We start from the raw sequence: 20082 nt of genomic DNA on the forward strand, positions 1-20082 counted from the left end.
CAGCGCCAGGTTTTCATTTCGGGCAGGGACCTCGAAGCATTCGCCACGGCAACTGGCCGACACGAGAAGTTCGAGCAGTGGACCCCGGCACCGGGCACGTTCACCAGCACCACAGAGCAGGAGCCGGAGGGATCATGGTGGATCACGAGGGGGAAGATTCCTCGCCCGCCGATGGTTTCGGTCACATCCCGGTACTGCTTCACCGCGCAGACGAACTGCTGGGCCCTGCCCTCACCGCGAACGACCCGCAGGGCGGGGGCGCCGTCATGATCGACGCGACCCTCGGCCTCGGCGGGCATTCCGAGCACTTCCTGCGGACCTACCCCCAGTTGAGGCTCGTCGCCCTCGACCGTGATCCGCACGCACTGGAGATCGCGGGTGGCCGGCTCGCCCCGTTCGCGGACCGAATCACGTTCGTGCACACCCGCTATGACGGCATCGAGGATGCGCTCACCCAGGCGGGTCTGTCCGCGCAGGAGTCGGTGCACGGCATCCTCTTCGATCTGGGTGTCTCCTCGATGCAGCTCGACGAATCGGATCGAGGGTTCGCGTACTCGATCGACGCGCCCCTGGACATGCGGATGGACCCGACCACCGGCATCACGGCGGCCGAGGTCCTCAACACGTACAGCCACGGAGATCTCGCTCGCATCCTCAGCACGTACGGCGAGGAGCGCTTCGCGGGCAAGATCGCGTCGGAGGTGGTCCGGCAACGCGCGAAGGAGCCGTTCACGACCAGCGCAGCTCTGGTCGAACTGCTGTACCGCACCATTCCTGCGGCGACCCGCCGTACCGGGGGACATCCCGCGAAGCGGACGTTCCAGGCTCTTCGGGTGGAGGTCAACGGCGAGCTCGATTCACTGCGCGCCGCGGTACCGGCTGCACTCGACGCGTTGACCGTCGGGGGACGCGTCGTGTTCATGTCGTACCAATCCCTGGAAGACCGGGTCGTCAAGCAGGAAATCACTCCCAGGTCCAAGTCGAAGAGCCCGGAGGGGCTTCCCGTCGAATTGCCCGGGATGGGACCGGAATTCCGGATCCTCACACGAGGGGCGGAGCGCGCGTCCGAACAGGAAATCGAAGAGAACCCACGATCAGCCCCGGTGCGTTTGCGCGCTGCAGAAAGAATTGCCAGGAGGTCGGCGGCATGACGGTTCAGGTGAGTTCCACCGAGATGCGGCCCGCGCGGGCGGACAACCGGTCGGGCGCGGCTGAGCGGGCGTACAAGAAGCGCACCCAGCGCGCGGCTGTGCACAACGGATCCGCGATCGCCGTCTCCGGCAAGAACCGCACCGGCACGCTCACCGCCCGCATCCCGTTCGTGGCGACGATCCTCGTGCTGCTCGCGACGGGCCTGGCCGTCACACTGCTGCTCACCACCCGGTCCGCGGAGGATTCGTACCAGCTGAGCGCCGCCCGCGCCCACAACCAGTCCCTCGAAGAGGAGAAGGCCGCGCTCCAGCGTGACGTCGAGACCGCCAACTCCGCCCCGAAACTGGCGGAGGAAGCGGCCAAGCTCGGCATGGTCCCCGCGAACGACCCGGCGCGGCTCGTCGTCCACCCCGACGGCAGCGTCGAGGTCGTCGGAAAGCCGGCCCCGGCGTCGGGTGCGCCGGTGCCTCCGCTCGACGCCGCCGCCCCGAACACTCAGCGTGGCAACTCCGTGGCTACCGCTCCGAACAGGGGCACCACACAATCTCCACGCGCCACGCCGCAGCCCGGCAATGGCGCAGAGATCCAGGCGCAGGGTGAACAATTGGTTCCCGTGATCCCTTCGGCCGCCGCACCGACGACTGTTCCACCCTCCGGTGGTCGCCGGTGAGTCGAAGCGCACCGAGAAATCGTCCCCGGCGCCCCACGGGCGCCGGGACCGCGTCTTTTCCGTTCAGGCAACGGATCGGGCGCGGATTGATGTTCTTGGCGCTCGGCCTCGCCGCCGTGCAGCTTCTGTGGATCCAGGTCATCGACGCACCGCAACTGTCTGCGGAGGCGGCGAACCAGCGCACGACCACTGAGGTGGATCCGGCGCTGCGCGGCTCGATCACCGACCGCAACTCCAATCCCGTCGCCTTCACGATGGAAGCGAAGGCGCTGACTTTTCAGCCTGCGCGGGTGCGGAAGGAACTCGAGGAGGCGAAGGCCAAGAGTGACACCGCCCCCGACGTCGATTCCCGGCTCGACGCGATAGCGAAGGAGATCCACGACCGGCTCGGCGACGTCGCACCGGAGAAGGATCTGAAGGAGAAACTGCACGGCGACGAGACGTTCGTGTATCTGGCCCGCAGCGTCGACCCGAACATCGCCGCGCAGATCAGCGACAAGTTCCCTGAGGTCGGTCTCGAACGCCAGGACATCCGCGAGTACCCGGGCGGGTCGCTTGCCGCCAACCTCGTCGGCGCCACCGGCTGGGACGGTCACGGACTGCTCGGCCTCGAGGATTCGCTCGATTCCACGCTCGCCGGGACCGACGGCTCCCAGACGTACGACCGAGGCTCCGACGGCGCGGTGATTCCCGGCAGCTGGCGCGACAAGCAACCGGCGGTGGACGGATCGAGCGTCGAACTCACCATCGACTCCGACCTGCAGTACTACGTCCAGCAGCAGGTGCAGATGGCCAAGGACAAGTCCGGTGCGAAGGATGCGTCGGCGGTCGTGCTCGACTCCCACACCGGTGAGGTGCTGGCGATGTCGAACGACAGCACGTTCAATCCGGCGATCGGGGTCGGCAACAACCCACGGACGGTGGAGATGGGCAACCTGCCGGTGAGTACGCCGTTCGAGCCGGGATCCGTCAACAAGATCGTCACCGCTGCGGCCGCGATCGAGTACGGGCTGACCTCACCCGACGAGGTTCTCGAGGTTCCCGGCAGCATTCAGATGTCGGGGGTGTCGGTGAAGGACGCGTGGGATCACGGGGTCGCCCCGTACACGGCCACCGGGGTGTTCGGTAAGTCCTCGAACGTCGGCACCCTGATGCTCGCCCAGCGCGTGGGCGAGGACCGTTACGCGGACATGCTGTCCAGGTTCGGTCTGGGCCAGCGTACCGACGTCGGACTTCCCGGTGAGAGCGCCGGCAACGTGCCCAGCCGGGACCAGTGGTCGGGGGGCACGTTCGCGAACCTGCCGATCGGACAGGGCCTGTCGATGACCCTGCTGCAGATGACCGGCATGTACCAGGCGATCGCCAACGACGGTGTGCGCATCCCGCCGCGCATCGTCAAGGCGACGGTCGACGCGTCCGGCAACCGGACGGAGACCGAGGCGCCCGAGGAGGTGACGGTCGTCAGCCCGCAGACCGCGGCCACCGTCCGCGACATGTTCCGGTCCGTCACCCAGAACGACACGGGCAACCAGCGCGGTACCGGGGTGCAGGCCGCCGTCGACGGGTATCAGATCAGCGGCAAGACGGGGACCGCCCAGCAGGTCGACCCCGCCTGCAAGTGCTACTCGAACTCGAACTACTGGATCACGTTCGCCGGGATCGCTCCGGCCGACAATCCGCGGTACGTCGTCGGAATCATGCTCAACGCGCCGACACGCAGTGCGGACGGCTCCGGTGGGCAGTCCGCTGCCCCGCTGTTCCACAACATCGCGTCGTGGATGTTGCAGCGCGACAGCGTGCCGATGTCCCCGGACCCCGGACGCAGGCTGGTGCTGCAGGCCGATTGAGCGAAGGTCGGCCGAATCGGGTTCCGGGAGCGCTCACGGTAATCTGACACGTCGGCCGTTCAGCGGACACGCGCATTTGCCGTGGACGCAGGGAACTGCCGAGGTAGCACGCTGTATCGATCCGTGCACTACGCCGTTGTCAGTGCGAGTCGACATACGAGAGGAGCCCGGTGCCTGTTCCGTCCCGCCCGCAGTCGGCGTCAGTGGAGGTGAAGGTCACAGACGGTCTTCGCCCCGCCCAGCCGGTCCGTACCACGGTGAGCGCTCTGGCAGCGCTCGCCGGAGCGAGGGTCGAGGCACCCACCGGAACCGCCGAGCACGTGATCGTCACCGGTGTGGATCTCCGCGCCCAGGGGATCGTGGAGGGCGATCTGTTCGCAGCCCTTCCCGGGGCCCGCGCGCACGGCGCGGAGTTCGCGGCCGACGCTCTCGAACGCGGAGCGAGCGCGATCCTCACCGACGAGGCCGGATTCGCACTCGTGTCCGCGTTGGGCACCGACGCCCCGGTGCTCGTCCACGAAGACCCGCGCGGCGTGCTCGGTGAGCTGTCGGCCACCATCTACGGTCGGCCCTCGGAGAAGATGCAGGTCATCGGCATCACGGGGACGTCGGGAAAAACCACCACCTCGTATCTCGTCGAAGGAGCCCTCAACGCGGCCGGCCGGACGACGGGTCTCGTGGGCACCATCGAGACCCGGATGAGCGGCCGTCGCGTGCCGAGCGCCCTGACGACCCCCGAGGCGCCGCAGCTCCACGCCCTGTTCGCCGTGATGCTCGAGCAGGGGATCGACACCGTCGTCATGGAGGTGTCCAGCCACGCGCTGTCCCTCGGCCGCGTCGACGGAGTCCGCTTCGACGTGGGCGCGTTCACGAATCTCTCCCAGGACCACCTGGACTTCCACCGCGACTTCGAGGACTACTTCGCTGCCAAGGCGCGGCTGTTCGCGGCCGACTCGTCCGTGCACGCGCAGCACGCCGTCGTCTGCGTCGACGACGTGTGGGGCCGGCGGATGGCCGAGGTGGCGCGCGGCGCCCACTCGATCGTGACGACGGTCGCGACCACGCCGGAGATCGACGACGCGGTGTGGACGGCGGGACCGGCGACGGTATCGCCCTCGGGCTCGCAGACGTTCGCGCTCACCACCGCCGAGGGCACGACCCTCGACGTGGACCTCCGGCTGCCGGGGCAGTACAACGTCGCGAATGCGTCGCTCGCCGTCGCACTGTGCGCCGCGCTGGGCGTCGATCCGCGCGACGCCGTCGCGGGTATCGCCGGGGTCGACGTGCCGGGCCGGGTGCAGCGGATCGACCGGGGGCAGGACTTCCTCGCCGTCGTCGACTACGCGCACAAGCCGGCAGCGGTCGAGGCCGTGATCGCGACGCTGCGCGAGCAGGTACGCGGCCGCGTCGCCGTCGTCGTGGGTGCCGGCGGCGATCGCGACGCGGGCAAGCGGCCCCTGATGGGCGCCGCGGCCGCGCGGGGAGCGGACCTGCTCATCATCACGGACGACAACCCGCGTACCGAGGATCCGGCGAAAATCAGGGCCGCGATCCGCGAGGGCGCCCTCGGGGTGCCCGAATCCGAGCGGGGACAGGTGTGGGAAGTAGCGGACCGAGCGAAGGCGATCGCCGACGCCGTCGGCTGGGCGCAGGCAGGCGACGTGGTTCTGGTCGCAGGCAAGGGACACGAGATCGGTCAGGAGATACACGGGGTGAAGTACCCATTTGACGACCGCGACGTTCTGGGCGACGCGATCGAGCGACAGGTCGGAGGAACGCGATGATCCCGATGACACTCGCCCGCATCGCCGAGATCGTGGGCGGCGAACTGCACGACGTCGCCGACCCGTCGGCCGAGGTGACGGGAACGGTCGAGTTCGACTCGCGCAAGGTCACCGGCGGCGGACTGTTCCTCGCCCTGCCCGGCGCCCGCGTCGACGGACACGATCATGCGGCGGCGGCGGTCGAGGCCGGGGCGGTCGCGGTTCTGGCCGCGCGCCCGGTCGGGGTCCCCGCCGTCGTCGTCACCCCGACGCCCGGCGATGGTCCGAGCAGGGCGATGGCGCTCGAACACGACACCGACGGATCGGGCGCCGCCGTGCTCGCGGCCCTCGCGAAGCTCGCGCGCGCGTCAGTCGACGACCTCACCGCGAAGGGTCTCACCGTCGTCGGCGTCACGGGCTCGGCAGGCAAGACGTCGACGAAGGATCTGCTCGCCGCCGTCCTGCGCCCCCTCGGTTCCGTCGTCGCGCCGCCCGGATCGTTCAACAACGAACTCGGCCACCCGTGGACCGCGCTGCGCGCGGACGCCGGAACGGGATTCCTGGTTCTGGAGATGTCGGCCCGCGACCGCGGCCACATCGCCTCCCTCGCCGCGATCGCGCCCCCGAAGATCGGGGTGGTCCTCAACGTGGGCACGGCGCACCTCGGCGAGTTCGGTTCGCGGGACGCGATCGCCGCCGCCAAGGGGGAACTCCCGGAGTCGCTGCCCTCGGCCGAGGACGGTGGCGTCGCGATCCTCAACGCGGACGATCCGCTGGTGGCAGCGATGGCCCCGCGCACGTCCGCGCGGGTGGTGCTCGTCGGCCGGTCGGAGTCCGCGCACGTGCGGGCCACCGACATCGTGCTCGACGAGAGGGCAAGGGCGCGTTTCACTCTCACGACGACGGCGGGCAGCGTCCCGGTCGAACTCGCCGTGCACGGTGAGCACCAGGTCGGCAACGCACTCGCCGCAGCCGCGGTGGCGCTCGAATGCGGGGCGGACCTCGACCAGATCGCGCAGGCGCTGTCCGGCGCCGCCGCCGTCTCGGGGCGCCGGATGGACGTCCGCGACCGGCCGGACGGTGTGACCGTCGTCAACGATTCGTACAACGCGAACCCCGACTCGATGCGGGCAGCCATCAAAGCGCTGGTGTCGATGGCCAGGTCGGGCAGGGGAGCGGCGCGCCGGAGTTGGGCGGTGCTCGGAGAAATGGCCGAGCTGGGTCCAGAATCGGTGGTCGAACACGACGCGATCGGCAGATTCGCGGTCCGGCTGGATGTCAGCAGGCTGATCGTCGTCGGAACCGGCAGGCCCGCCCGCGCCATGCATCAGGGTGCGGTCATGGAAGGTTCGTGGGGTGAGGAGTCGATCCTCGTCCCCGACATCGCCGGTGCGGTCGCACTGCTCGAGAAGGAACTGGCGCCGGGAGATCTGGTGCTGGTCAAGGCGTCGCAGTCCATCGGATTGTGGGAGGTCGCGGACACGGTGTTGGCGGGAAGCACGGGACAGAAGGGTTCGGAGGCTACGCGGTGAGACAGATCCTCTTCGCGGCGGGCATCGCGCTCGCCGTTTCGATTCTGCTGACCCCCGTTCTCATCAAGGCCTTCTCCCGGCAGGGGTTCGGCCAGGAGATCCGCGTCGAAGGTCCGGCGAGTCACCAGTCGAAGCGCGGCACCCCGACGATGGGCGGCGTCGCCATCCTCGCCGGACTGTGGGCGGGCTACTGGGGTTCGCACATGATCGGCATCGGCTACGACGCGGACGGGCCGTCGGCGTCGGGACTCCTCGTGCTCGGTCTCACGACGGCGCTCGGCGGTGTCGGGTTCCTCGACGACTTCATCAAGATCCGCAAGCAGCGCAACCTCGGGCTGAACAAGACGGCGAAGCTCGTCGGGCAGCTCATCGCGGCGGTGGCGTTCGGCATCCTCGCGCTGCAGTTCCGGGGCGCGAACGACCTCACTCCCGGCAGTGAGCACCTGTCGTATGTTCGTGACATCGCGACGGTCACGATGGGCTCCGTCGTGTTCGTCGCCTTCTGCTACCTGCTGGTGAGTGCGTGGTCGAACGCGGTCAACCTCACCGACGGCCTCGACGGTCTCGCCGCCGGTTCCATGAGCCTGGTGCTCGGCGCGTATGTGATCATCACGTTCTGGCAGTACCGCAACGCGTGCGAGACGAGCCCCGGCAAGGGCTGCTACGACGTCCGCGATCCGCTCGACCTGGCCCTGATCTGCGCGGCAGGCGCCGGTGCGTGCATCGGATTCCTGTGGTGGAACGCGGCGCCCGCGAAGATCTTCATGGGCGACACCGGTTCGCTGGCCCTGGGCGGCATGCTCGCCGGACTGTCGATCACGACGCGCACCGAACTGCTGATGGTCGTCATCGGCGCGCTGTTCGTCGCCGAGGCGGCGTCGGTCGTGATCCAGGTGGCGGTATTCCGGTCGAGCCGAAGACGCGTGTTCCGGATGGCCCCGTTCCACCACCACTTCGAACTCGCCGGGTGGGCGGAAACCACGGTAATCATCCGTTTCTGGTTGCTGGCCGCCATCGCCTCCGCGATCGGGCTCGCGCTGTTCTACAGCGAGTACCTGGCAGCGATCGGGGGCTGACGCCATGACAGAGGAACACGGCGGGCTCGACTGGTTGCGAGGCCGCGGTGTCCTCGTCGCCGGTGCAGGGGTGTCCGGCCGCGCCACCATCGAACCTCTTCGCGACCTCGGGGCCCACGTCACCGTCACCGACGCGAACGTCGACGCCCTCGCCGAGTGCGCGCGACTGGGGGCGGCGACCGTCCCGATCGACGATCTGCTCGCCGAGCGGGAGAGGATCGCCGAATTCGCGCTGGTCGTGACGAGCCCGGGGTTCCGCCCGGACGCGCCGCTGCTCTCGATCGCCGCCGGGGACGGGGTGCCGATCTGGGGCGACATCGAATTCTCCTGGCATGTCGACCGGGCCGGGCTCTACGGCCCGCCGCGGCAGTGGCTGGTGGTCACCGGCACCAACGGCAAGACCACGACGACCTCCATGCTGCACGCCATTCTCGAGGCGGCCGCGCTGCCGAGCCTCGCGTGCGGCAACATCGGGCTGCCGGTGCTCGACGCACTGCGGCAGACCGAACCGCAGGCGGAGGTGCTGGCGGTCGAACTGTCGTCGTTCCAGCTGCACTGGGCGCCGTCGGTCCGGCCGACCGCCGGCGCGATCCTCAACATCGCCGAGGATCACCTGGACTGGCATGGCGGCATGCAGCCGTACATCGACGCGAAGGCTCGCGCCCTGACCGGTGAGGTCGCGGTTCTCGGCCTCGACGACGAAGTCGCGTCCTCTCTCTTCTCTTCGTCTCGCGCGGTCCGCACTCTGGGGTTCCGGCTGGGAGTGCCCGCGACGGGCGAACTGGGTGTCGAGGACGGCTATCTCGTCGATCGCGCGTTCGCGGACGGCGAGCGGCTGGCCCCGGCCGACGGGATCACCCCGCCCGGGCCCGCCGGACTGATGGATGCGCTGGCAGCGGCGGCTCTCGCCCGGGCGATCGGGGTTCCGCCGGCCGCGGTCGCAGCAGGCCTGGCCGCCCACGTGGTGGGCCCGCACCGGGCGGCGCACGTCGCCGAGGTCGGGGGAGTGACGTTCGTCGACGACTCCAAGGCGACCAACCCGCACGCCGCCCGCCCGTCGATCCTCGCCCACGACCGGGTGGTGTGGATCGCCGGTGGTCTGCTGAAGGGTGCGCGGGTCGACGACCTCGTCCGGGAGGTGGCCGGCCGCCTCGCGGGCGCCGTCCTCCTGGGCTGCGATGCGATGCAGATCGCAGAGTCGCTTGCGCGACACGCCCCCGAGGTTCCCGTGGTCACCGTCGAAACGGGAGACGATGCAGGTGTGAGTGCAGTCCCGCAGTCCGCGGCGCACCGGGTGGTGCTGCCGGCGGACACCGACAGCGACGCCGTGATGGGTGTCGTCGTGCGCGAGGCAGCTGCGCTGGCAACGGCAGGCGATGCCGTCGTCCTGGCGCCCGCGGCGGCGTCGCTCGACATGTTCGACAGTTACGGGCACCGGGGGCGCAGCTTCGCCGACGCCGTCGGCAGGCTCGACGAATCGGACATCTCCAGGACGCTGCGATGACCTCCGCCGGAGCCCGCACCCGCCGCGTCCCCGAAGGACAGCGGTCCCCGGCTCGCACCGCCGCCGCACCCGGGGTGGCCAAGCGCGCCCCGTCGGGTCCGCGCACGCGGACGGCCCCTCCCCGCAGTCCGCGCACCCGGATCGGGGCGTGGCTGTCGCGGCCGCTGGCGTCGTTCCACCTCGTGGTGACCATCGCGTTTCTGCTGACGGTCCTCGGCCTGGTGATGGTGCTGTCGTCGTCCAGTGTCGAGGCCTACGCCTCCGACGGTTCGGCCTACACCCTCTTCACCCGGCAGGCGCTGTTCGCGGCTCTCGGACTCGGCTTGTTCTACGCCGCGCTGCAGATCCCCGTCCGGGTGATGCGCGCCCTGTCGTTCCCGGCGTTCGCGGCCACGATCATCCTGCTGGTCCTGGTTCTCATCCCTGGCATCGGCACCGTGTCCCAGGGCACCCGTGGCTGGTTCGTGGTCGCCGGATTCTCGTTGCAGCCCGCCGAGCTCACCAAGATCGCGCTGGCGGTGTGGGGCGCGCACATCCTTGCGTCGCGCCGCAGCGACATCTCCAGCGTCCGCGACATGCTGGTGCCGCTGGTTCCGGCCGCGCTCGTCGCGTTCGTCCTGATCATCCTGCAGCCCGACCTCGGCACGACGGTCTCGCTGGCCATCATCCTGATGGCGCTGCTGTGGTTCGCGGGGCTGCCGCTGAAGCTGTTCGTCGCCATCGTCGGCACCGGCGTCACCGGAATCGTGATCCTCGCGCTCACCGCCGGCTACCGGTCCGCCCGCGTCCGCGAATTCCTCAACCCCGGCTCCGACCCGCAGGGCATCGGATACCAGTCGCGGCAGGCGATGTACTCGCTCGCGGACGGCGGGATCCTCGGCCGCGGGCTCGGGCAGAGCCGCGCCAAGTGGAGCTACCTGCCGAACGCGCACAACGACTTCATCTTCGCGATCATCGGCGAGGAACTCGGATATCTCGGCGGCGCCGCCGTCCTCGGCCTGTTCGGGCTGTTCGTGTACACGGGCCTTCGGATCGCGGCCCGATCCGCCGACCCGTTCCTGCGGCTGCTCACGGGAACGGCGACGGTGTGGATCACCGGGCAGGCGTTCATCAACGTGGGATACGTGATCGGGCTGCTCCCCGTCACCGGTCTGCAGTTGCCGCTGGTGTCGGCGGGCGGAACGTCGACGGCGACCACACTGTTCATGTTCGGTCTCGTCGCCAACGCGGCGCGGCACGAACCGGAGGCGGTCGCGGCGCTGCACTCCGGGCAGGACGGCCCGTTCGGCCGGCTGCTGCGGCTCCGCAAACCCGAGGCGTATTCACCGGTGCGGGCGGACGCGGCCCGCGCGGAGGCGGTGCGCCGGGCCGAGGCGCGTCGCCGGGCCGGTCGCGAGATGGCCCCGCGGACCCGCAGCATCACATACGAGAAGGGCCGCACCCCCGAACGCGGCAAGGGCCGCACCCCCGAACGCGGTGCACGTCAACAGCGAAGCTCGGGTGGCCGAGCAGGAGAGCGAGGATTTCGTAGGTGAACGGCGACAAGTCCACCCTGTCGGTGATCGTGGCCGGCGGTGGTACCGCCGGGCACATCGAACCGGCCCTGGCCGTGGCCGACGCGATCAAGGCGATCGACGACACCGCGGTGGTGACCGCCCTCGGCACGGCGCGCGGCCTCGAAACGACGCTGGTTCCCGAGCGGGGCTACCCCCTGGAGCTCGTGCCGCCGGTGCCGTTGCCCCGTAAACCCACCCTCGACCTGCTGCGGCTGCCCGGGCGCGTGCGCGCATCGGTGCGCCGCACCCGCGAGGTGCTCGACGCGACCGGCGCCGACGTCGTCGTCGGTTTCGGCGGATACGTGGCGCTGCCGGCGTACCTCGCGGCAGGCCCCGGCCTGCTCCGCCGCCGGCGCCGCATTCCGATCGTCGTGCACGAGGCGAACGCCAGCGCCGGGATCGCGAACAAGATCGGCGCCCGCCGCGCCGCCCGCGTCCTGGCCGCGGTGGCCGGTTCGGGCGTGTCGGCGCGGGGGCGTTCGGACGCCGAGATCCTCGGGATCCCGGTGCGGGCGTCGATCACCGGTCTCGACCGCGCCGCGCTGCGCGCGGAGGCGCGTGCACACTTCGGCCTCCCCGCCGAGGGCCCGGTGCTGCTCGTGTTCGGCGGTTCCCAGGGCGCGCGGTCGCTGAACGAGGCCGTGTCGGGTGCGGCCGAGTCACTCGCGGCAGCCGGGGTGGCCGTCCTGCACGCGCACGGACCGAAGAACACCCTCGACGTTCCCGCCACCCCGGGCGGCCCGCCGTACGTGGCCGTTCCCTACCTGTCGCGGATGGACCTCGCCTATTCGGCCGCGGACGCGGTGATCTGCCGGTCGGGTGCGATGACGGTGGCGGAAGTGTCGGCCGTCGGCCTTCCCGCGGTGTACGTGCCGCTGCCACACGGCAACGGTGAGCAGGAACTGAACGCGCGGCCGGTCGTCGCCGCCGGAGGTGGAATGATTGTGGCCGACGGAGACCTGTCCGCCGGATTCGTCGCGGAAACCGTGATCCCTCTGCTGCGCGACCCTGCACAGCTCGAGAACATGGGGCGACGCGCGGCCGGCGCGGGTCACCGCAGCGCAGCCGCCGAGGTTGCGCGCATCGTGATCGACGTGGCCGCGCAGACGAGGGGAACCCGATGACCGACCTGCCCGCGCAGTTGGAACGTGTCCACATGGTCGGGATCGGCGGCGCCGGAATGTCCGGAATCGCGAGGATCCTGCTGGCCAGGGGTGGCCAGGTCTCCGGTTCGGACGCCAAGGAGAGCCGCGGCGTCCTCGCGCTGCGTGCCCGCGGCGCGCAGGTCCGCATCGGCCACGACGCCTCCGCGCTCGACCTGCTGCCCGGCGGCCCGACCGTCGTGGTCACCACCCACGCCGCCATCCCCAAGGACAATCCGGAACTCGTGGAGGCGGCCCGGCGCGGGATTCCCGTGATCCTGCGGCCCGCGGTGCTGGCCTCGCTGATGCAGGGGCACCGCACCCTGCTGGTGTCGGGCACCCACGGCAAGACGTCGACGACGTCGATGCTGGTGGTGGCGCTGCAGCACTGCGGGTTCGATCCGTCGTTCGCGGTCGGCGGCGAACTCAACGAGGCCGGAACCAACGCCCACCACGGCAGCGGCGACGTGTTCGTCGCCGAGGCCGACGAGAGCGACGGTTCACTGCTCCAGTACGACCCGAACGTCGTCGTCGTCACCAACGTCGAGGCAGATCACCTCGACTACTTCGGCAGCCCCGAGGCGTACGTCCAGGTGTTCGACGATTTCGCGGCCCGGCTGTCGCACGGCGGGCTGCTCGTCGCCTGCCTCGACGATCCGGGGTCCGCGGCGCTCGCGCAGCGGGTGGCGGCGCGGGGACTGCCCGGGGTGCGGGTGCTCGGCTACGGCAGCGCCGAGAACGCGGACGGGGCCTTCGCTCCGATCGACGGCGTCGAGGTCGGTGCGCGCCTGCTGAGTTTCGAGGCCAGGGACGTCGGCGGGGTACTGCAGTTCCAGCTGGCCGGGGAGCAGGCGCCGAGAACGATCCGGATGAACGTGCCCGGCAGGCACATGGCGCTCAACGCGCTGGCCGCGCTCCTCGCCGCCCGGGAGACAGGTGCCGACGTGGACGAGATCCTCGAGGGCATCGCCGGTTTCGGGGGAGTGCACCGCCGGTTCCAGTTCACCGGCCGCGAGCACGGGGTCCGCGTGTTCGACGACTACGCGCACCACCCGACGGAGGTGCGGGCGGTGCTCGGCGCCGCCGCCGATCTGGTGCGCCAGCCCCACGAGGCCGATCGCCGCGAATCCGAGGACTCGGTGCGCAGCGGCAAGGTCATCGTGGTCTTCCAGCCGCACCTGTATTCCCGCACAGCAACATTCGCGGAGGAATTCGGGCACGCACTCGACCTCGCCGACGAGGTCGTCGTCCTCGACGTGTACGGCGCGAGGGAAGAACCGCTCCCGGGAGTCAGTGGCGCCCTGGTCGCGCTGTCGGTGTCGAAGCCGGTGCACTACCAGCCCGACCTGTCGCAGGCGCCGCGTCAGGTCGCGGCACTCGCGTCCCCTGGTGACGTGGTCATCACCATGGGTGCAGGCGACGTGACGATGCTCGGGAACCAGATCCTCGACGCTCTGCGTGCGGCTCCGCACCACCACCCGTCGCGATGACGCGGGAGCGCCGCGGCCGGTCCGAGAGGCCGGACCGCCCCGTCCGCCGCGACGCCGCGCGCAGTCCGCGACCGGGCGCGTCCGGCGCGCGCGCCACGGCGGGCGAGGGGACGTCCGCGCGGCGGCGCAGCGCGACCGCCACCGACCCCGGCACGCGGCGCACCCGCGAATCGGCTTCGGCGGCACGGAAGTCCGCGGCGGTGCAGGCGCCGCGGCGTCCGTGGTACCGGCGTCCTGCGGTGATGGGCGCCGTCGGCGTCGTGGTGGTCGTGGCGCTCGGTCTCGTCGCGTGGTTCACGCCGCTGCTGTCGGTACGGCAGACGGACGTCGCGGGGGCGACGTCGATCTCCGAGGAGCAGATTCGCCAGGCGCTGGCGGTGCCGCAGGGGCAGCCGCTGCTCCGCGTCGACACCGAGGGCGCGGCGCTGCGGGTCGCCGCCATCCCGAAGGTGGCGTCCGCCCGCGTGCAGCGGGTGTACCCGTCCACCATCCGCGTCACGGTAACCGAGCGGGTGCCCGTCGTGTTCGTCGACAGCCCCGGCGGCACCCATCTCCTCGACGTGGAGGCCGTGGATTACGAGATCGCCCCGCCGCCGCCCGGGGTGCCGCGACTGGTGACGGAGAAGCCGGGGTGGGGCGACCCGTCGACGGAGGCGGCGATCGAGGTGCTGGAGTCGATGCCGCCCCAGCTGCGCGGTCAGGTGGGACAGGTTGGCGCGAAGTCGATTTCGGATATCGCGGTGACCCTGCTCGACGGCCGGGTCGTGGTGTGGGGTGGCACGGAGAAGTCCGAGCGCAAGGCCGCGGTCACGCTGCCGTTGCTCACCCAGCCCGGGCAGACGTACGACGTGTCCAGTCCGGACCTGCCGACGGTGCGGTGAGGGGGCGTGACCCGGATGCGAGAGAGTTGCGGGCGAGTTCGTCAAATAACTCGGCGCGTCTCGGCGCGCCTAATGGCGTATCCGTATGACGGTGCATAGCGTTTCGCTCTAGTCGAGCAGCACTTGACATAACCGTAACCCTATGGTTGATGTTGAGGGTTCAGGCTGGGCTGATCTGTACGAAAGCGTGATACACACTCATGGAAGGCGAGAGCCGATGACGCCCCCGCACAACTACCTCGCCGTAATAAAGGTCGTCGGCATCGGCGGCGGCGGCGTGAACGCAGTCAACCGGATGATCGAGCAGGGACTCAAGGGAGTCGAGTTCATTGCCGTCAACACCGACGCGCAAGCGCTGCTGATGAGTGACGCCGACGTCAAGCTCGACGTCGGCCGGGAACTCACCCGCGGGCTCGGCGCCGGCGCGGATCCCGAAGTCGGCCGCAAGGCCGCAGAAGACCACAAGGACGAGATCGAGGAAGTCCTCAAGGGCGCCGACATGGTGTTCGTGACCGCAGGCGAGGGCGGCGGCACCGGTACCGGTGGCGCACCGGTCGTGGCGAGTATCGCGCGCAAACTCGGAGCCCTCACCGTCGGTGTCGTCACCCGGCCCTTCTCCTTCGAGGGCAAGCGCCGCGGCGGTCAGGCCGACACCGGCATCCAGTCGCTGCGTGAATCGTGCGACACCCTCATCGTGATCCCCAACGACCGCCTGCTGCAGCTCGGCGACGCCGCGGTCAGCCTCATGGACGCGTTCCGCAGTGCCGACGAGGTTCTGCTCAACGGTGTCCAGGGCATCACCGACCTCATCACCACCCCCGGACTGATCAACGTCGACTTCGCCGACGTCAAGGGAGTCATGTCCGGTGCGGGTAGCGCGCTGATGGGCATCGGATCCTCGCGCGGTGAGGGCCGGGCCATCAAGGCCGCGGAATCCGCGATCAACTCCCCGCTGCTGGAGGCGTCGATGGAGGGTGCGCGCGGCGTGCTGCTCTCGATCGCCGGTGGCAGCGACCTCGGCCTGTTCGAGATCAACGAGGCTGCGTCGCTGGTCCAGGAAGCCGCCCACATCGACGCCAACATCATCTTCGGTACCGTCATCGACGATTCGCTCGGCGACGAGGTGCGGGTCACCGTCATCGCCGCCGGGTTCGACGGCGGAACCCCCACCCGCAGGCCGGTCGAGTCGGGTGCCGCCGGTCGCAGCGCCATCGGCGCCGGACGGGCGGGCGAGGTCGGGCAGTCGGCCGAGCAGCAGAACAGCGAGCCGATGTCGGTGACCCGCGAGACGATCAGCTCGCACCAGGGCCCGAGCAGTCTGCCGCCGCTTCCCGGGAACGGGCAGTCCCGTGCGGTGCCGGTGTCCGACGAGGAGGGTGAAGACGAAGTCGACGTGCCCTCCTTCATGCGTCGTTGAGTTCGCCGTCCGCCCCCGAGTTCAGGGTTCGCCGGGTCGTCACCACCCGTGCCGGAGGACGCTCCGTCGCACCGTACGACACGTTCAACCTCGGTGATCACGTCGGCGACGATCCGGCTGCGGTGGAGGCGAACCGGCGCCGTCTCGCGGGCGAGATCGGCGTGCCGTTCGACCACCTGGTGTGGATGGAGCAGATCCACAGCCGCAACGTGACCGTCGTCGACGGGCCCACCGACACGCCGGTGCCCGCGACGGACGCGCTGGTGACGACGGTGCGGGGGCTCGCGCTCGCGACCCTCAGCGCCGACTGCGTCCCGGTGCTGCTCTCCGACGACGAGGCCGGGGTGATCGCCGCCGTCCACGCCGGCCGGATCGGCGCCCGCATCGGCATCGTTCCGCGGGTTCTCGACGTCATGGTCGAGCAGGGAGCGCGGATCGATCGGATCGGCGCGTTCCTGGGTCCGGCGGCGAGTGGCAGGCAGTACGAGGTGCCCGCGGCGATGCAGGCGGACGTCGAGAAGTTCCTTCCCGGCAGCGCCGTCCGCACCGTCAAGGGGACCCCCGGTCTCGACCTGCGGGCAGGTCTGCGGAAGCAACTGCTCGACGCGGGGGTCGCGGGAGTTGCGGAGGATCCGCGCTGCACCATCGAGGACCAGACGCTGTTCAGTCATCGCCGCCAGGCCCCGACCGGTCGGCTCGCGGCGGTGATCTGGATGGATACTGGGCAGGACAGCGTGTGACGACTGCCGGCGGTGCCGGCCTTGACAACTGCCGGCGGTGCCGGCGGTGACAACTGCCGGCGTCGCCGGTGAGGGATTCGGTGTGGGAGTGGAAACGATGAGCAGGGTCGGGGACATCGAGGCTGCGCTCGGCGCCGTGCGCGCACGGCTCGACGCGGCGTGCCGGGACGCCGGCCGCGACCCCTCGGAGGTGTCGCTCCTGCCCGTCACGAAGTTCTTCCCCGAATCGGACGCGCGGATCCTGTACGACCTCGGCTGCCGTGAATTCGGGGAGTCGCGGGAGCAGGAGGCCACGGCCAAGATCGCGGAGTTCCGCAACGCGGTGACGGACCCGTCGGTGCGGTGGCACATGATCGGGCACCTGCAGCGCAACAAGGCGAAGGCCATCGCGCACTGGGCGTATGCGATCCACTCGGTGGACAGCGAACGACTCGTCGGCGCCCTCGGCCGCGCGGCGACCACGGCCCTGGAGGCGGGGGAGCGGCCCACGCCGCTGCGGGTGCTGCTGCAGGTCAGTCTGGACGGTGATCCGCAGCGCGGCGGCGCCGCGATCGCCGACCTCGATCGCCTTGCCGCGCAGGTGCAGTCGTCGCCGGGGCTCGAGTACCGCGGACTGATGGCGGTTCCGCCGATCGACGCAGACCCGGACGCGGCGTTCGAGGAACTGCAGAAGATACACGTGCGGTTGCAGCGCGACCATCCGGATGCGACGGAACTCTCGGCGGGCATGACGAATGATCTCGAGCACGCCGTCCGACACGGGTCCACCTGCGTGCGTGTCGGAACCGCGCTGTTGGGTTCGAGGCCTATAACCTCGAAATAGATCGCTCAGGTGATCGCCAACCCGTCCACACCGCTGCGACCGGTCGCAGTTGGATCCTGTCCGCCGCGCCAAGGAAGGTCGATCAATGAGCAGTCTGCACAAGTTCAAGGCTTACTTCGGCATGGTTCCCCTCGACGACTACGAGGACGAGTACCTGGACGAGCCGGAACCTGCGCGCAGGCCCGCTCGACCGGCGCGCGACGGTGGACGCGATCCGTACCTCGACCGTGACGACCGCGACTTCGCCGAACCGGCCTTCAGCAAGGCCGCCTACGCGCCCGGTCGCCGGGACGACCTGGACGACGACTTCGACCGCTACGAGAGCCCCCGGCACTCGTCCCGGGTGGAACCCGTGGCCGTCCGGTCGGCACGTCCCAGCGCGAGCGGTGCTGTGCGCGGCAGCACCCGCGGCGCGCTCGCCGTCGACACGCGATCCGACCGGGTCGAGAGCCGTCGCGGACCCCTCTTCGACGAAGGTGGCCCCCTGTCCAAGATCACCACGCTCCGCCCCCGCGACTACGGGGAGGCCCGCACCATCGGCGAGCGGTTCCGGGACGGCACCCCCGTCATCATGGATCTCGTCGAGATGAGCAACGCCGACGCCAAGCGCCTCGTGGATTTCGCCGCCGGTCTGGCATTCGCGCTGCGCGGGTCGTTCGACAAGGTGGCCACGAAGGTGTTCTTGCTCTCACCCGCAGACATCGACGTGTCCGCCGAGGAGCGTCGCCGCATCGCGGAAACCGGTTTCTACAGCCAGAAGTAAGCCGGGGAGCGGGGGAAACGACCATCGGGATCCGAACGTCCGACACGACGCGAGCCGCGACGGCTGTGGCGCAGAACGCCCTGGCCACGCGGCTCGTTTTGATCGCCCGGACATTCTCAGGCAGAGTGAAGGTGTGGCCTTGTTCTCGGTGATCTACTTGATACTGTTTGTCTTTTGGCTGCTTCTCATCGGCAGAATCATTGTCGAGTTCGTACGGACCTTCGCACGAGACTGGCGGCCAACCGGCGTCGTGGTCGTCATTCTCGAAGCGATTTTTACGGTCACCGATCCACCGGTCAAACTGCTTCGGCGGTTGATCCCCCCGATCAATCTCGGTGGGGTGCGGTTGGATCTATCCATCATGGTCTTGCTGTTCATCGTCTTCATCCTGATGTCGATCGTTCAGGGACAAGCGCGTGCCGCGGGAGTGGTGTGACAGAATGGACCCCATTGATCCAGTCTTGTTTCACCGTTACGTAGACTGCGCTGTAACTGAATGCTTGCTAGACCGCCAAATGACGCGTGAAGGGATCCTTCCATGCCGCTGACTCCCGCTGATGTGCACAATGTCGCGTTCAGCAAGCCACCGATCGGTAAGCGGGGCTACAACGAAGACGAAGTCGATGCGTTTCTCGACCTCGTCGAGCAAGAGTTGTCGCGCCTGATCGAGGAGAACGCCGACCTTCGGCAGCGAGTTGGGGAGCTCGACAAGGAGCTCGCCGATGCGAAGAAGGCTCCCCGCTCCACGTCTGCAGCACCCACTCCTGCCGCCAAGGCGGAGCCCGCTCGCGTCGTCGAGCAGCCCAAGGCGCCGGCTGCGGCGCCCGCTCCGGCCCCGGCCGCCGCGGCTGCCCCGGCTCCCACTCAGGGCGCCGACGCTCACATGCAGGCCGCCAAGGTTCTGGGTCTCGCCCAGGAGATGGCAGACCGTCTCACGAGCGACGCGAAGACCGAGTCCGAGCAGCTGCTCGGCAACGCACGCACCAACTCGGAGCAGTTGGTCAGCGACGCACGGAACCGTTCCGAGACGATGATCTCGGACGCCCGCCAGAAGTCGGAAGCACTGATCACCGACGCTCAGACCCGTTCCGAGACCCAGCTGCGCCAGGCCAAGGAGAAGGCCGACGCGCTGCAGGCGGACGCGGAGAAGAAGCACACCGAGATCATGGCGACGATCAACCAGCAGCGTTCGGTGCTGGAGGGTCGAATCGAACAGCTCAAGACGTTCGAGCGCGAATACCGTGTGCGCCTGAAGTCGTACCTGGAGTCGCAGCTCGAGGAACTGGAGCAGCGGGGATCCGCGGTTCCGGTGGACGGCGGTCAGGATTCGTTCGCGCAGGGTGGATCGCAGTCCAATTACAGCCAGTCCTACGCCAAGGGCAATAGCTGACTGAGCGCGCGGTAGTTGCCCAGCCAGCGGCCCGGATAGAGGTTGAGCCGTGCTGGTCGTGACACTCGCTCTTGCAGCGGTGGGGTTCGCTCTCCTGGTGGTGGCTCTCATGACCGGTTCGGTCGTGTGGGCCTGGGGATGCATCGTGGTATGCGTCGCCGGAGCGGTCCTGCTGCTCGTCAGCGCCCTCGCGGGCAAGAAGGCCACGGTCGTGCCGGGGCAACCCGCGAGCGGCGTCCCCGGTGACCGCGGTCCCGCAGCGGATACGGACACGACGCCCGGATCCGACGAGACCGACTGAGCTGCCGTCCGGCGGTGGCGGTTAGACTGCATTCA

The 20082-nt window shown here is 69.6% G+C and carries 18 protein-coding genes; all 18 read left to right on the forward strand.

The features are described 5' to 3' along the window. The first annotated feature begins 134 nt into the window (after positions 1-134). The 18 genes from rsmH to JWS13_RS40815 all read left to right on the forward strand — a co-directional run bounded on the left by rsmH (position 135) and on the right by JWS13_RS40815 (position 20047). Complete coding sequence (gene rsmH / locus JWS13_RS40730) at positions 135-1151, forward strand: 16S rRNA (cytosine(1402)-N(4))-methyltransferase RsmH (RefSeq protein WP_206010828.1); 1017 nt, start codon at positions 135-137, stop codon at positions 1149-1151. Continuing rightward, a complete protein-coding gene (ftsL, locus tag JWS13_RS40735; protein ID WP_206010829.1) occupies positions 1148-1822 on the forward strand; it encodes a cell division protein FtsL in 675 nt (224 codons plus the stop codon). Before rsmH ends, ftsL begins: the two co-directional genes overlap by 4 nt. Beyond that, entirely contained in the window at positions 1819-3669 is a 1851-nt protein-coding gene (locus JWS13_RS40740; RefSeq protein WP_206010830.1) for a peptidoglycan D,D-transpeptidase FtsI family protein, read from the forward strand. Before ftsL ends, JWS13_RS40740 begins: the two co-directional genes overlap by 4 nt. Positions 3670-3839: 170 nt before the next feature. After that, a complete protein-coding gene (locus JWS13_RS40745) occupies positions 3840-5453 on the forward strand; it encodes a UDP-N-acetylmuramoyl-L-alanyl-D-glutamate--2,6-diaminopimelate ligase (protein ID WP_206010831.1) in 1614 nt (537 codons plus the stop codon). Then, positions 5450-6964 carry a UDP-N-acetylmuramoyl-tripeptide--D-alanyl-D-alanine ligase gene (locus JWS13_RS40750; protein WP_206010832.1) on the forward strand — a complete coding sequence of 505 codons (1515 nt, stop codon included), beginning with the start codon at positions 5450-5452 and terminating at the stop codon, positions 6962-6964. The genes JWS13_RS40745 and JWS13_RS40750 overlap by 4 nt, the downstream gene beginning before the upstream one ends. Then, positions 6961-8040, forward strand: coding sequence for a phospho-N-acetylmuramoyl-pentapeptide-transferase (mraY, locus tag JWS13_RS40755; RefSeq protein ID WP_072945365.1), 1080 nt, complete (start codon positions 6961-6963; stop codon positions 8038-8040). The genes JWS13_RS40750 and mraY overlap by 4 nt, the downstream gene beginning before the upstream one ends. A gap of 4 nt (positions 8041-8044) precedes the next feature. Continuing rightward, positions 8045-9544 (forward strand): UDP-N-acetylmuramoyl-L-alanine--D-glutamate ligase, encoded by a 1500-nt coding sequence (murD, locus tag JWS13_RS40760; RefSeq protein ID WP_206010833.1) that lies wholly within the window; start codon positions 8045-8047, stop codon positions 9542-9544. Further along, a complete protein-coding gene (gene ftsW / locus JWS13_RS40765; RefSeq protein ID WP_124389966.1) occupies positions 9541-11079 on the forward strand; it encodes a putative lipid II flippase FtsW in 1539 nt (512 codons plus the stop codon). Before murD ends, ftsW begins: the two co-directional genes overlap by 4 nt. Further along, positions 11076-12224 (forward strand): undecaprenyldiphospho-muramoylpentapeptide beta-N-acetylglucosaminyltransferase, encoded by a 1149-nt coding sequence (gene murG, locus JWS13_RS40770; protein ID WP_206010834.1) that lies wholly within the window; start codon positions 11076-11078, stop codon positions 12222-12224. Before ftsW ends, murG begins: the two co-directional genes overlap by 4 nt. After that, positions 12221-13732, forward strand: a complete 1512-nt coding sequence (murC, locus tag JWS13_RS40775; RefSeq protein WP_124389968.1) for a UDP-N-acetylmuramate--L-alanine ligase — start codon at positions 12221-12223, stop codon at positions 13730-13732. Before murG ends, murC begins: the two co-directional genes overlap by 4 nt. After that, positions 13729-14613, forward strand: coding sequence for a cell division protein FtsQ/DivIB (locus JWS13_RS40780; protein WP_241032510.1), 885 nt, complete (start codon positions 13729-13731; stop codon positions 14611-14613). Before murC ends, JWS13_RS40780 begins: the two co-directional genes overlap by 4 nt. 217 nt (positions 14614-14830) lie before the next feature. Continuing rightward, the gene (gene ftsZ, locus JWS13_RS40785; RefSeq protein ID WP_124389969.1) at positions 14831-16030 is read left to right on the forward strand and encodes a cell division protein FtsZ; all 1200 of its coding nucleotides are present in this window, start codon (positions 14831-14833) and stop codon (positions 16028-16030) included. Beyond that, positions 16027-16770: a peptidoglycan editing factor PgeF gene (gene pgeF, locus JWS13_RS40790; RefSeq protein WP_124389970.1), complete on the forward strand. Its 744-nt coding sequence runs from the start codon at positions 16027-16029 to the stop codon at positions 16768-16770. Before ftsZ ends, pgeF begins: the two co-directional genes overlap by 4 nt. Before the next feature lie 97 nt (positions 16771-16867). Further along, the gene (locus JWS13_RS40795; RefSeq protein ID WP_206011916.1) at positions 16868-17593 is read left to right on the forward strand and encodes a YggS family pyridoxal phosphate-dependent enzyme; all 726 of its coding nucleotides are present in this window, start codon (positions 16868-16870) and stop codon (positions 17591-17593) included. Between the two features lie 85 nt (positions 17594-17678). Further along, complete coding sequence (locus JWS13_RS40800; protein ID WP_124389971.1) at positions 17679-18356, forward strand: cell division protein SepF; 678 nt, start codon at positions 17679-17681, stop codon at positions 18354-18356. Positions 18357-18489: 133 nt separating this feature from the next. Further along, a complete protein-coding gene (locus tag JWS13_RS40805) occupies positions 18490-18792 on the forward strand; it encodes a YggT family protein (protein WP_072945348.1) in 303 nt (100 codons plus the stop codon). A 102-nt stretch (positions 18793-18894) separates the two neighbouring features. After that, on the forward strand, positions 18895-19746 hold the full coding sequence (wag31, locus tag JWS13_RS40810; protein WP_206010835.1) for a DivIVA-like cell division protein Wag31: 852 nt from the start codon (positions 18895-18897) through the stop codon (positions 19744-19746). 49 nt (positions 19747-19795) lie between these two features. Further along, the gene (locus tag JWS13_RS40815) at positions 19796-20047 is read left to right on the forward strand and encodes a hypothetical protein (protein WP_206010836.1); all 252 of its coding nucleotides are present in this window, start codon (positions 19796-19798) and stop codon (positions 20045-20047) included. Positions 20048-20082: the final 35 nt, after the last annotated feature.

The organism is Rhodococcus pseudokoreensis, assembly GCF_017068395.1.
GTDB lineage: Bacteria > Actinomycetota > Actinomycetes > Mycobacteriales > Mycobacteriaceae > Rhodococcus_F > Rhodococcus_F pseudokoreensis.